This is a genomic window from Kluyvera georgiana ATCC 51603 (assembly GCF_001654985.1).
In the GTDB taxonomy this organism is placed as follows: domain Bacteria; phylum Pseudomonadota; class Gammaproteobacteria; order Enterobacterales; family Enterobacteriaceae; genus Kluyvera; species Kluyvera georgiana.
In genome coordinates this window covers 11716-24947 of record NZ_LXEU01000012.1, presented here as the reverse complement: position 1 = coordinate 24947, position 13232 = coordinate 11716, and the positions used below count along the sequence as shown (strand labels likewise).

Sequence of the window (13232 nt, the reverse complement as noted above, 5' to 3'; positions counted from 1 at the left end):
AGAGTGTGAACCCTGGTGAGAAAGTCATCAATTAAGCGTAGGAAAGAATCATTAGCTTGAGAGTAATAATTGAAGTAACAATCTGTGATGAGGATCAGAAACCAAAGGGATAAAAACAACTACCTGTGCCTCATTTTCATAAACACGAGGGCAAAGTGACGGTATAGTAGGCGGCAGATTAACGAGTAAACATCGCGTAGACATGACTGAAACCACCCACCACGATCTCAACATCGACACCCAAAGCAGCGCCGACTTCGTGCCGATGCGCGGCGTCAGCAATCGGCATCTGCAGACGATGCTGCCTCGCCTTATTCGGCGTAAGGTGCAGTTCACGCCCCACTGGCAGCGCCTTGAGCTGCCGGACGGCGACTTTGTCGATCTTGCGTGGAGCGAAGATCCGCAGGCCGCCATTCATAAACCGCGTCTGGTGGTGTTTCACGGGCTGGAAGGCAGTCTGTACAGCCCGTACGCGCACGGTCTGATCAATGCGGCGAAAGCGCAGGGCTGGCTGGGCGTGGTGATGCATTTCCGCGGCTGTAGCGGCGAGCCTAACCGCCTGAACCGTATCTACCACTCCGGCGAAACGGAAGACGGTACCTGGTTCCTGCACTGGCTTGCGCGCGAATATGGTCACGCCCCTACTGCGGCTGTGGGCTACTCGCTTGGCGGTAACATGCTCGCCTGTCTGCTCGCCAAAGAAGGCAATGCGGTGCCCATCGATGCTGCCGTGATCGTCTCTGCGCCGTTTATGCTGGAAGCCTGTAGCTACCACATGGATAAAGGCTTTTCGCGCGTCTATCAGCGCTATCTGCTCAACCTGCTGAAAGGCAATGCGGCCCGCAAGCTGAAGGCCTATCCCGGCTCCTTGCCGGTCGATCTGCGTCAATTGAAAAGCATGCGCCGCATCCGCGAGTTTGACGATTCGATTACCTCGAAGATCCACGGTTTTGCCGACGCCATCGACTATTACCGCCAGTGCAGCGCGATGCCGATCTTAAGCAAAATCACGAAGCCGACGCTGATCATCCACTCGAAGGACGATCCGTTTATGGATCACCACTCCATCCCCGCGCAGGAAGAGCTGCCGGAGAACGTGGAGTATCAGTTGACGGAATTTGGCGGGCACGTGGGTTTTATCGGCGGCACTTTACGCCACCCGGAAATGTGGCTGGAAAAACGCATTCCCGCCTGGCTGATGCGCTGGCTGGGAGCGAAAGCATGATTATTCCCTGGCAGGATATCGACCCGGAGACGCTGGACAACCTGATTGAAAGCTTTGTCTTGCGCGAAGGCACTGATTATGGTGAATATGAGCGTTCACTTGCGCAAAAGGTCGCCGACGTCAAACAGCAGCTACAAACCGGCGAAGCGGTGCTGGTCTGGTCCGAACTTCACGAGACCGTCAACATCATGCCCCGTAACCAATTTCGCGGTTAACTATACTCTAACGACGGGAGACGGTTACCACGCTTCCCTTGTCGTCTTTTCAGGGAGTTATTCGCATGTCTGCCAAACATCCGGTTATTGCCGTTACCGGCTCCAGCGGCGCGGGAACCACCACCACCAGCCTCGCATTCCGTAAAATCTTTGCTCAGCTCAACCTGCGTTCGGCAGAAGTGGAAGGCGACAGCTTCCACCGTTATACCCGTCCGGAAATGGATATGGCCATTCGTAAAGCCCGCGATTTAGGCCGCCATATCAGCTACTTTGGCCCGGATGCCAACGATTTTGGCCTGCTGGAACAAACCTTTCGCGACTATGGTCTGCACGGTAAAGGGCAGTCGCGAAAATACCTGCATACCTACGATGAAGCGGTGCCGTGGAATCAGGTGCCAGGCACATTTACCCCCTGGCAGCCGCTGCCGGAACCGACCGACGTGCTGTTCTACGAAGGGCTGCACGGCGGCGTCGTGACGCCACAGCATGATGTCGCACGCCACGTCGACCTGCTGGTCGGCGTTGTGCCAATCGTTAACCTTGAGTGGATCCAGAAGATGATCCGCGATACCAGCGAGCGCGGACACTCCCGCGAAGCGGTGATGGATTCGGTCGTGCGTTCGATGGAAGACTATATCAACTACATCACGCCGCAGTTCTCACGCACGCATATCAACTTCCAGCGCGTGCCGACGGTTGATACCTCTAACCCATTTGCCGCCAAGGGCATTCCGTCGCTGGACGAAAGCTTTGTGGTGATTCACTTCCGCAACCTCGACAACATCGACTATCCGTGGCTGCTGGCCATGCTGCAGGGATCGTTCATCTCGCATATAAACACGCTGGTCGTTCCCGGCGGCAAAATGGGGCTGGCGATGGAATTGATCATGACGCCGCTGGTGCAGCGTTTAATGGAAGGTCGAAACTAGCAGATTGACCGGACGGTTCCCTCTCCCCAAAGGAACGAGGGAGCCGTTGCTCGCAAAGGGCTTACCCTTCGATCACTTCGTAGGAGTGGGTGATATTCACCGCTTTTTCAAGCATCAGCGCAACAGAGCAGTACTTCTCCGCAGACAGATCCACCGCACGGGAAACCGCCGCATCCTTCAGCCCTTTACCGGTGACGATAAAATGCAGATTGATGTGGGTGAACAGGCGCGGCGCTTCTTCACGACGCTCGGAGGTCAGTTTCACTTCGCAGTCGGTCACGTCATTGCGCCCCTTCTGCAGGATAGACACCACGTCGATAGCGCTGCAGCCACCTGCGGCCATCAGCACTACTTCCATCGGGCTTGGCGCTTTATCGCCAGAGTTGCCGTCCATCAGGATCTGATGCCCAGAAGCGGACTCCCCCAGGAAGGTCAGCCCTTCAACCCATTTCACACGCGCTTGCATAATTTTTAACTCCAAGGTTGCAATTTTCTTCTCAGATTACGCGCACATAACAATTCTCGCAATGGAAGGCGATCGACGTCATGCTGAAGCGAGACACCAGGAGACACACGGCTAAAGCTATGCTAAAACAGTCAGGATGCTACGGTAATACATAAACGTACTTCATGTATGCAGAGGACATCACATTACAGGCTGCGACAGTATGCGACAGCCGACTTCCCAGGTAACGGGAAGGATACTATTGCAACCGGTGGCCGCAATGCTTTTGCCGCCGGGAAGAGCTTATAACAGAGGATAACCGCGCATGGTGCTTGGCAAACCGCAAACAGACCCGACTCTCGAATGGTTCTTGTCTCATTGCCATATTCATAAGTACCCATCGAAGAGCACGCTGATTCACCAGGGTGAAAAAGCAGAGACGCTGTATTACATCGTAAAAGGCTCAGTGGCAGTACTCATCAAGGACGAAGAAGGGAAAGAGATGATCCTCTCTTACCTCAACCAGGGCGATTTCATCGGTGAGTTAGGCCTGTTTGAAGAAGGCCAGGAACGCAGCGCGTGGGTACGGGCAAAAACCGCTTGTGAAGTTGCTGAAATCTCTTATAAAAAATTCCGTCAGCTGATCCAGGTTAACCCGGACATCCTGATGCGTCTCTCTTCGCAAATGGCGCGTCGTCTGCAGGTGACCTCTGAGAAAGTCGGCAACCTGGCGTTCCTCGACGTCACCGGTCGTATCGCGCAGACGCTGCTGAACCTGGCAAAACAACCTGACGCAATGACCCACCCGGACGGGATGCAGATCAAAATCACTCGTCAGGAAATCGGCCAGATCGTGGGCTGCTCTCGTGAAACCGTGGGCCGTATCCTGAAGATGCTGGAAGATCAGAATCTGATCTCCGCACACGGCAAAACCATTGTCGTTTACGGTACCCGCTAATCCAGCCCAAACGGCGTATTGCGTCATGCAGTACGCCGTTTTTGTTTTCCCCCTATGTGGCGCAGGCTGATTTACCACCCGGAAGTCAACTATGCACTGCGGCAAACGCTGGTGCTGTGTCTGCCCGTTGCCATTGGTCTACTTCTCGGTCATCTCCAGCAGGGCCTACTGTTCTCGCTGGTGCCCGCCTGTTGCAACATTGCCGGGCTTGATACGCCACATAAACGTTTCTTCAAGCGTCTTATCATTGGCGGCTGTCTGTTCGCAGGATGTAGCCTCGCCGTTCAGCTGCTGCAGGCGCACGATGTACCTCTGCCACTGATTCTGAGCGGGCTAGCGCTGCTGCTTGGCGTCACGGCGGAGATCAGCGCGCTGCACGGACGACTGCTGCCCGCCTCGCTGATTGCGTCCATTTTTACCCTTAGCCTGGCAGGGAATATGCCCATCTGGCAGCCGTTATTGATCTACGCGCTGGGAACATTATGGTACGGGCTGTTCAACTGGTGGTGGTTCTGGATGTGGCGCGAGCAGCCGCTGCGAGAATCGCTCAGTCTGCTTTACCGTCAGCTTGCGGACTACTGTGAAGCCAAATATAGCTTGCTGACTCAGCATACCGATCCCAACACCGCGCTGCCGCCGCTGCTGACTCGCCAGCAAAAGGTGGTGGACCTGATTTCCCAATGCTACCAGCAGCTACACATGCTGGCGGCGAACCAGCACAATGACTATAAGCGCCTGCTGCGCGCCTTCCAGGTAGGGCTGGATTTGCAGGAGCATATCTCCGTCAGCCTGCACCAGCCGGAAGAGGTGCAGAAGCTGGTTGAACGCAGCCATGCGGAAGCGGTGATCCGCTGGAATGCCCAGACGGTAGCCGCACGCCTGCGCGTGCTGGCGGACGATATCCTCTATCACCGCTACCCTACCCGCTTCAACATGGATAAACAGATTGGCGCGCTGGAAAAAATTGCCGACCAGCACCCGGATAACCCGGTTGGTCAGTTCTGTGCCTGGCACTTCAGCCGCATTGCCCGCGTGCTGCGCTCCCAGCGCCCGCTGTACCCGCGTAACCTGATGGCCGACAAAGAACGCCGTCTGCCGCTGTTCCCCGCGTTAAAAAGCTACCTCTCTTTGCGCTCTCCCGCCCTGCGTAACGCCGCGCGTCTCAGCGTGATGCTGAGCATCGCCAGCCTGATGGGCGCGGCGCTGCACCTGCCAAAACCGTACTGGATCCTGATGACGGTGCTGCTGGTCACGCAAAACGGTTACGGCGCGACCCGGGTGCGAATTTTCCACCGAGCGGCGGGTACCCTTGCCGGTCTGGTGATTGCCGCCGTGGCCCTGCACTTCCACGCGCCGCAGGGCTGGGCGCTGGCGGGAATGCTGATGATCACGCTAGTGAGCTACCTGATTATTCGTCGCAGCTACGGCTGGGCCACCGTCGGCTTCACCATCACGGCGGTATACACCCTGCAAATCCTGACGCTTAATGGCGAAGAGTTTATTGTCGCCCGCTTTATCGACACCATCATTGGCTGCCTGATCGCCTTCGGCGGTATGATTTGGCTCTGGCCGCAGTGGCAGAGCGGCCAGCTGCGCCAGAACGCCCAGGCGGCGCTGGAGGCCGATCAGGAAGCTATCCGCCTGATCCTCAGCCCTGACCCACAGGCACCGAAGCTGGCCTACCAGCGCATGCGCGTCAACCAGGCGCACAACACGCTGTATAACACGCTGAACCAGGCGATGCAGGAGCCAGGCTTTAATTCACGTTATCTTGAAGACATGAAGCTGTGGGTCACCCACAGCCAGTTTATCGTCGAGCACATCAACGCCATGACGACGCTGGCGCGCGAGCACAACATGTTGACGCCCGATCTGGCGCAGCAGTATCTGGAGTCATGTGAAATTGCCCTACAACGCTGCCAGCAGCGTCTGGAATACGATGAAGCGGGGAGCAGCGGCGAGGTCAACATTATGGAAGCGCCGGATTCGCTGTCCCACGGGCCGTTAAGCACCATGGAACAGCATCTCCAGCGAATTCTGGGGCACCTGAACACCATGCACACCATTTCGTCGGTGGCCTGGCGCCAGCGCCCACAGCACGGCGGCTGGTTAAAGCGGCAAACTAGCTAACAATTTTCGCGACGGCCTGGGCAAAGCGCTGCATGCCTTCATCGATATCCACTTCTTCCACCACCAGCGACGGCGCAAAGCGCATCACGTCCGGGCCGGCATTCAATACCATTACACCGACATCCGCTGCGGCATACAGGAAGTCGCGCGCGCGGCCTTTGTATTTCGCGTTCAGCTCAGCGCCAATCAGCAGGCCCATCCCGCGCACATCGCTGAAGACATCGTATTTCGCGTTAATCTGTTGCAGATGCTGAACAAAGCGCTCGCGCTTAGCACTGACGCCGTTCAGCACTTCCGGCGTGTTGATAATATCAAAGGCCGCACCGGCCACAGCGCAGGCCAGCGGGTTACCGCCGTAGGTAGAGCCGTGCGAACCCACGTGGAAAGCGCTGGCAATGTCGTTGGTCGTCAGCATGGCGCTCACCGGGAAGCCGCCGCCCAGCGCTTTGGCGCTGGTCAGAATATCCGGCGTCACGCCGTAGTGCATATAAGCAAACAGCGAACCGGTACGGCCCATGCCGCTCTGCACTTCATCAAAGACCAGCAGCGCCTGATGCTTGTCACACAGGTCGCGCAGCCCTTTGAGGAATTCCGGCGTTGCCGCCTGCACGCCGCCTTCACCCTGAATCGGCTCCACCACCACCGCGCAGGTGTGGTCATCCATCACCGCTTCCACCGCGTGCAGATCGTTAAACGGCACGTGAACGATATCGGCAGGTTTAGGGCCGAAACCATCGGAGTACTTCGGCTGACCGCCGACGGAGACGGTAAACAACGAACGCCCGTGGAAGGCATTATGGAAGGCGATAATTTTCGTTTTGTACGGACTATGACGGGTTGAAGCGTAGTAACGCGCCAGTTTAAAAGCGGTCTCGTTGGCTTCAGTACCAGAGTTCATGAACACCACGCGCTCGGCGAAAGTGGCATCAACCAGCTTCTGGCCCAGGCGCAGCGCCGGTTCGTTGGTAAACACGTTGCTGGTGTGCCACAGGGTTTCGCCCTGGGTTTTCAGCGCCTCAACCAGCGCCGGATGACAGTGGCCCAGCGCCGTCACCGCGATACCGCCCGCAAAATCAACGTACTCTTTGCCTTGCTGATCCCAGACGCGACTGCCTTTTCCCTTCACCGGAATAAACTCCGCCGGTGCATAGATTGGCAAAATGACCTGATCGAAGGTCGCGCGGGTGATCGCAGGTTGTTTGGTTACCATGTCATGCCCTTCTTCAAACGATGCAGCAATGATTGTGAGAATATATCCACAAAATATGCATAAAAAATCACATCATAGCAACTACTATCGCTGGAGAAAGTTGGCCAGTAGCTGGTGCCCTTGTTCGCTAAGGATGCTTTCCGGATGGAACTGGACGCCTTCCAGATCCCACTCGCGATGGCGGATCCCCATGATTTCCCCGCATTCACTGCGGGCGGTGACCTCAAAGCAGTCGGCCAGCGTATCGGGATCAACCAGCAAAGAGTGGTATCGAGTAACGGTCAGCGGGTTATTCAAACCACGAAAAACGCCCTGCTGCTGATGGGTAATCGGCGACGTTTTGCCGTGCATGACCTGCCGTGCGCGAACGATGCGCGCGCCAAATGCCTGCGCGATGGCCTGATGGCCTAAACAAACGCCGAGGAGGGGAACGGTACCCGCGTAGTGGCGGATGACATCAAGAGAGATACCTGCCTCGTCCGGCGTGCAGGGGCCGGGTGAGATCACGATTTTTTCCGGCGCCAGCTTATCGATGTCATCAAGGGTGATGTCATCGTTACGTCTGACCACCACGCTGGCCCCCAGCTCGCAAAAATACTGGTAGAGGTTCCAGGTAAAGGAATCGTAATTATCAATCAGCAGGATCATGGCGGCTCCGGTCATTTATCTGCCGCCATTCTACCGAGAGTGGAGTGCTTTAGCGATACGGACGGCAGCCTCATGCCTGACGCCGCCCGGCGCAAATTATGGCAGTACTTTCGCCGACAGGATGACAATCGGTTTGGTCGGCACATTCTGGTATGGCCCAACGTTGTGGCTCGGCACCTGGGAGATTTTATCTGCCACGTCCATGCCCTTCACCACCTTGCCAAATACCGCGTAGCCAAAATCACGCTGGCCGTGGTCAAGGAAGGCGTTGTCGGCCACGTTAATAAAGAACTGGCTGGTTGCGCTATCTTTATCAGCAGTGCGCGCCATCGCGATGGTGCCGCGGGTGTTGCGCAGGCCGTTGTCGGCTTCGTTTTTAATTGGCGGGTTAGGCTGCTTCTGCTGCATCTGCTCGTTAAAGCCGCCGCCCTGAACCATAAAGCCTGGGATCACGCGGTGGAAGGTGGTGTTGTTGTAGAAACCGCTATTAACGTAGTTCAGGAAGTTTTCAACGGAAACCGGCGCTTTCTGGCTATCCAGCTGCAGCTCGATGTTGCCTGCGGAGGTGGTCAGCAGCACGTGCGGATTCGTGGTTGCTGCGAGAGCCGCAGGAGCCATCGCCGAGAGAGCAAAAACAGCCGCCACGGCCGCCAGAGTTGATTTGAGCATGAGAATTCCTTTAACAGGTGCAGTAGAGAAGCAAGTGGCTTGATTCTAAAGAGGGACAGCCCCTCAGGCCAGTGCTTTACCAAAGTTTACGCGGATGTAACGCTTATAATGAGCATGGTAAGAATTCACCCTTTCCATTTTGTGATCCAGATCACAATGAAAAGTGTAATACGCCAACGTTTGCGTAATAAAACTATGAATACATCACCTCAATGACTAAAATCTGCCCGCTCAGCGCGGTGTCAATGCGCTTTACACAACTATTCACAGGCCAGTCATGACTAACAGCAACCGTATCAAGCTCACATGGATCAGCTTCTTCTCCTACGCCCTTACCGGTGCGTTGGTGATCGTCACCGGGATGGTGATGGGAAACATCGCCGATTACTTCAATCTGCCCGTTTCCAGCATGAGTAACACCTTTACCTTCCTGAACGCTGGGATCCTGATCTCGATTTTCCTCAACGCCTGGTTGATGGAAATCGTTCCGCTGAAAACGCAGCTGCGTTTTGGCTTCATCCTGATGGTGCTGGCGGTCATTGGTCTGATGACCAGCCACAGCCTGGCGCTGTTCTCCGCCGCCATGTTCGTACTGGGGCTGGTCAGCGGGATTACCATGTCGATTGGTACCTTCCTCATCACCCATATGTATGAAGGTCGCCAGCGCGGCGCGCGTCTGTTGTTTACCGACTCCTTCTTCAGCATGGCTGGGATGATTTTCCCGATGCTGGCCGCCTGGCTGCTGGCCCGTACCATTGAGTGGTACTGGGTATACGCCTGCATTGGCCTGATCTACGTGGCTATCTTCGTGCTGACCCTCGGCTGCGACTTCCCGATTCTGGGTAAAAAAGCGCAGAACAACGACCAGCCGATCGTGAAAGAGAAGTGGGGCATTGGCGTGCTGTTCCTGTCCATCGCCGCGCTGTGCTACATCCTCGGTCAGCTGGGCTTTATCTCCTGGGTACCGGAATACGCCAAGGGCCTGGGCATGAGCCTCAACGATGCCGGCAAACTGGTCAGCGACTTCTGGATGTCTTACATGTTCGGTATGTGGGCCTTCAGCTTTATCCTACGCTTCTTCGACCTGCAGCGTATCCTGACCGTGCTGGCCGGTATTGCCACCGTGATGATGTACCTGTTCAACCACGGCGAACCGCAGCACCTGGCATGGTTTATCCTGACTCTGGGCTTCTTCTCCAGCGCGATCTACACCTCCATTATTACGCTGGGCTCCCTGCAGACCAAAGTCGCCTCACCAAAACTGGTTAACTTTGTGCTGACCTGCGGCACCATCGGCACCATGCTGACCTTCGTGGTCACCGGGCCTATCGTTGCCCATAGCGGCCCGCTGGCAGCGTTGACGACCGCAAACGGCCTGTATGCCGTTGTATTCGTCATGTGCCTTGTCCTCGGCTTTGTGAGCCGTCATCGTCAGCATGCGGTGAGTGCTTCTCACTAATCTGCCTCGCCCCTTTTCGCCGTGAAAAGGGGCGCATTTCCTTCCTCCAACTGCTGCGCTCCCTTTCCGTTGTAGGCCGGATAAGCAAAGCGCCTTCCGGCGCTCTGTGGCACATTGCCGGATGGCGCTTTGCTTATCCGGCCTACAGGATGTGAACTGAGACTGCCTAAAGCCTCTTTCAAAGCTAACAAACATCCCCCCTCTCCTTTCGCTGATTTTTCACCCTTTTTGTTCAAGAAACGCACAGCAAATAAAGTTGAGTATTTTCCGCAACTTACAAAAACACTTAAAAATCATCACCATACTCATTAAGGGGTAGGCAAAGGCTAAATTGATTTGAATCAATAATCCCACTAGCTGAATCGTTAAGGTAGGCAGTATTAGAATAGAAATCGAGGCAAAAATGAGCAAAGTCAGACTCGCAATTATCGGTAATGGCATGGTCGGCCACCGCTTTATCGAGGATCTTCTCGATAAATCCGACGCCAGCCGGTTCGATATTACCGTCTTCTGTGAAGAACCCCGCATCGCCTACGACCGCGTACACCTCTCTTCCTACTTCTCACACCACACCGCGGAAGAGCTGTCGCTGGTGCGCGAAGGCTTCTATGAGAAACACGGCGTTAAAGTGCTGGTCGGCGAGCGCGCCATCACCATCAATCGTAAAGAGAAGGTGATCCATTCCAGCGCGGGTCGTACCGTCTTTTATGACAAACTGATTATGGCGACCGGCTCCTACCCGTGGATCCCGCCTATCAAAGGGTCTGAAACTCAGGATTGCTTCGTTTACCGTACGATTGAAGATCTGAACGCCATTGAATCCTGTGCGCGCCGTAGCAAACGCGGCGCGGTAGTGGGCGGCGGCCTGCTTGGCCTCGAAGCGGCTGGCGCGTTGAAAAACCTCGGCGTCGAAACTCACGTGATCGAATTCGCCCCTATGCTGATGGCCGAACAGCTCGATCAGATGGGCGGCGAGCAGCTGAAGCGCAAAATCGAAAGCATGGGCGTGAAGGTTCACACCAGCAAAAACACTAAAGAGATCGTCCAGGAAGGCGAAAACGCGCGTAAAACCATGCGCTTCGCCGACGGCAGCCAGCTGGAAGTCGACTTTATCGTCTTCTCCACCGGTATTCGCCCGCGCGACAAGCTGGCCACCCAGTGCGGTCTGGAAGTCGCCCAGCGCGGCGGCATCATGATTAACGACCGCTGTCAGACCTCCGATCCGGATATCTACGCTATCGGCGAATGCGCCAGCTGGAAAAACCGCGTCTACGGTCTGGTGGCGCCGGGCTACAAAATGGCTCAGGTTGCCGTTGACCACATCCTCGGCAGCGAAAACAGCTTCCAGGGCGCGGATATGAGCGCCAAGCTGAAGCTGCTGGGCGTCGACGTGGGCGGCATTGGCGATGCGCATGGCCGTACGCCTGGCGCACGCAGCTACGTCTACCTCGATGAAAGCAAAGAAGTCTACAAACGCCTGATCGTCAGCCAGGACAACAAAACGCTGCTCGGCGCGGTACTGGTGGGCGACACCAGCGACTTTGGCAATCTGCTACAGCTGGCGCTGAACGCGATTGAGCTACCGGAAAACCCGGACTCGCTGATTCTGCCCGCGCATGCCAGCGGCGGTAAGCCATCTATCGGCGTGGATAAACTGCCGGACAGCGCGCAAATCTGCTCCTGCTTCGACGTGACCAAAGGCGACCTGGTCGCCGCTATCAACAAAGGGTGCCATACCGTCGCGGCGCTGAAAGCCGAAACCAAAGCCGGTACCGGCTGCGGCGGCTGTATCCCGCTGGTCACCCAGGTGCTCAACGCCGAACTGGCGAAACAGGGTATCGAAGTCAACCACAGCCTGTGTGAACACTTCGCCTTTACCCGTCAGGAGCTGTATCACCTGATTCGTGTTGAAGGTATTAAAACCTTCGACGAGCTGCTGGCGAAATACGGCAAAGGCTACGGTTGTGAAGTCTGTAAACCGACCGTCGGTTCCCTGCTGGCCTCCTGCTGGAATGAATACATCCTGAAGCCGCAGCACACGCCGCTGCAGGATACCAACGATAACTTCCTGGCCAATATCCAGAAAGACGGCACCTACTCGGTCATCCCGCGCTCTGCGGGCGGCGAAATCACCCCGGAAGGGCTGGTCGCCGTCGGCCGTATTGCCCGTGAATTCAACCTGTACACCAAAATCACCGGTTCCCAGCGTATCGGCCTGTTCGGCGCGCAGAAAGACGACCTGCCGGAAATCTGGCGTCAGCTGATTGAAGCCGGCTTCGAAACCGGTCATGCCTATGCCAAAGCGCTGCGTATGGCGAAAACCTGCGTAGGCAGCACCTGGTGCCGTTACGGCGTCGGCGACAGCGTCGGCTTCGGCGTGGAGTTGGAAAACCGCTACAAGGGCATTCGTACGCCGCACAAAATGAAGTTTGGCGTATCCGGCTGTACCCGCGAATGTGCGGAAGCCCAGGGTAAAGACGTCGGCATCATCGCGACCGAAAAAGGTTGGAACCTATACGTCTGCGGCAACGGCGGCATGAAACCGCGTCATGCGGATCTGCTGGCAGCCGACCTCGACCGCGATACGCTGATCAAGTACCTTGACCGCTTTATGATGTTCTACATCCGCACCGCCGATAAGCTGACGCGTACCGCGCCGTGGCTCGATAACATGGAAGGCGGCATCGACTATCTGCGTTCGGTGATCATCGACGACAAGCTGGGCCTGAACGACCATCTGGAAGAAGAGATCGCCCGTCTGCGTGCAGCGTTCGCCTGTGAATGGACCGAAACGGTTAACGACCCGGCCGCTCAGGTGCGCTTCAAGCACTTTATCAACAGCGCACAGCGTGACCCGAACGTGCAGGTGGTTTCAGAACGTGAACAGCATCGCCCGGCGACGCCGTACGAACGCATTCCGGTAACTCTGGTGGAGGAAAACGCATGAGCCAGTGGGTAAATATCTGCAAAATTGACGCGATTGTGCCGGCTACCGGCGTCTGCGCCCTGCTGGGCAACCAGCAGGTGGCGGTGTTCCGCCCGTACGCCGATAACCAGGTGTTCGCCATCAGCAATATCGACCCGTTCTTTGAATCGAGCGTGCTGTCCCGCGGCCTGATTGCCGAGCACCAGGGCGAACTGTGGGTAGCAAGCCCGCTGAAAAAGCAGCGCTTCCGCCTGCGTGACGGCCTGTGCATGGAGGATGAGAGCCACTCCGTCGCCCATTATGAGGTCCGCGTCAAAGACGGTCTGGTACAGCTCAAAGCCTGATCGTTTTCGGCATAAGTAATAGCTAAAACTTATGACCTTAAAGGGGTAACAGCAGCAAAAATCGTGTATTCCAG

Annotated in this window: 12 protein-coding genes; 8 read left to right on the top strand and 4 right to left on the bottom strand. The window is 56.3% G+C overall.

The features are described from left to right. Nucleotides 1-202: 202 nt before the first annotated feature. From M989_RS02455 to M989_RS02445, 3 genes are all read left to right on the top strand, one after another. Nucleotides 203-1225, top strand: a complete 1023-nt coding sequence (locus M989_RS02455; protein ID WP_064541570.1) for a hydrolase — start codon at nucleotides 203-205, stop codon at nucleotides 1223-1225. Beyond that, nucleotides 1222-1440: a YheU family protein gene (locus M989_RS02450; RefSeq protein WP_064541565.1), complete on the top strand. Its 219-nt coding sequence runs from the start codon at nucleotides 1222-1224 to the stop codon at nucleotides 1438-1440. Before M989_RS02455 ends, M989_RS02450 begins: the two co-directional genes overlap by 4 nt. A gap of 65 nt (nucleotides 1441-1505) precedes the next feature. Then, the gene (locus M989_RS02445) at nucleotides 1506-2369 is read left to right on the top strand and encodes a phosphoribulokinase (RefSeq protein ID WP_064541562.1); all 864 of its coding nucleotides are present in this window, start codon (nucleotides 1506-1508) and stop codon (nucleotides 2367-2369) included. Nucleotides 2370-2430: 61 nt separating this feature from the next. Here the strand turns inward: M989_RS02445 and M989_RS02440 are convergent, their stop codons facing one another. Then, nucleotides 2431-2835, bottom strand: a complete 405-nt coding sequence (locus tag M989_RS02440) for an OsmC family protein (protein ID WP_064541617.1) — start codon at nucleotides 2833-2835, stop codon at nucleotides 2431-2433. A 304-nt stretch (nucleotides 2836-3139) separates the two neighbouring features. On the opposite strand from M989_RS02440, the gene crp reads away from it, so the two are divergent. Both crp and M989_RS02430 read left to right on the top strand, forming a co-directional pair. After that, nucleotides 3140-3772 (top strand): cAMP-activated global transcriptional regulator CRP, encoded by a 633-nt coding sequence (gene crp, locus M989_RS02435; RefSeq protein ID WP_000242758.1) that lies wholly within the window; start codon nucleotides 3140-3142, stop codon nucleotides 3770-3772. A 54-nt stretch (nucleotides 3773-3826) separates the two neighbouring features. Continuing rightward, nucleotides 3827-5902: a YccS/YhfK family putative transporter gene (locus tag M989_RS02430; protein WP_064541559.1), complete on the top strand. Its 2076-nt coding sequence runs from the start codon at nucleotides 3827-3829 to the stop codon at nucleotides 5900-5902. Here the strand turns inward: M989_RS02430 and argD are convergent. The 3 genes from argD to ppiA form a co-directional block, all read right to left on the bottom strand. Continuing rightward, a complete protein-coding gene (argD, locus tag M989_RS02425) occupies nucleotides 5895-7112 on the bottom strand; it encodes a bifunctional acetylornithine/succinyldiaminopimelate transaminase (RefSeq protein ID WP_064541556.1) in 1218 nt (405 codons plus the stop codon). The genes M989_RS02430 and argD overlap by 8 nt on opposite strands. An 84-nt stretch (nucleotides 7113-7196) precedes the next feature. Continuing rightward, entirely contained in the window at nucleotides 7197-7760 is a 564-nt protein-coding gene (gene pabA / locus M989_RS02420; RefSeq protein ID WP_064541553.1) for an aminodeoxychorismate synthase component 2, read from the bottom strand. A 96-nt stretch (nucleotides 7761-7856) separates the two neighbouring features. Then, nucleotides 7857-8429 carry a peptidylprolyl isomerase A gene (gene ppiA, locus M989_RS02415; protein WP_064541550.1) on the bottom strand — a complete coding sequence of 191 codons (573 nt, stop codon included), beginning with the start codon at nucleotides 8427-8429 and terminating at the stop codon, nucleotides 7857-7859. Between the two features lie 277 nt (nucleotides 8430-8706). On the opposite strand from ppiA, the gene tsgA reads away from it, so the two are divergent. From tsgA to nirD, 3 genes are all read left to right on the top strand, one after another. Continuing rightward, nucleotides 8707-9888: an MFS transporter TsgA gene (gene tsgA / locus M989_RS02410; protein WP_064541547.1), complete on the top strand. Its 1182-nt coding sequence runs from the start codon at nucleotides 8707-8709 to the stop codon at nucleotides 9886-9888. A gap of 403 nt (nucleotides 9889-10291) precedes the next feature. Continuing rightward, nucleotides 10292-12835, top strand: coding sequence for a nitrite reductase large subunit NirB (nirB, locus tag M989_RS02400; RefSeq protein ID WP_064541543.1), 2544 nt, complete (start codon nucleotides 10292-10294; stop codon nucleotides 12833-12835). After that, the gene (gene nirD, locus M989_RS02395) at nucleotides 12832-13158 is read left to right on the top strand and encodes a nitrite reductase small subunit NirD (protein WP_064541541.1); all 327 of its coding nucleotides are present in this window, start codon (nucleotides 12832-12834) and stop codon (nucleotides 13156-13158) included. The genes nirB and nirD overlap by 4 nt, the downstream gene beginning before the upstream one ends. Nucleotides 13159-13232: the final 74 nt, after the last annotated feature.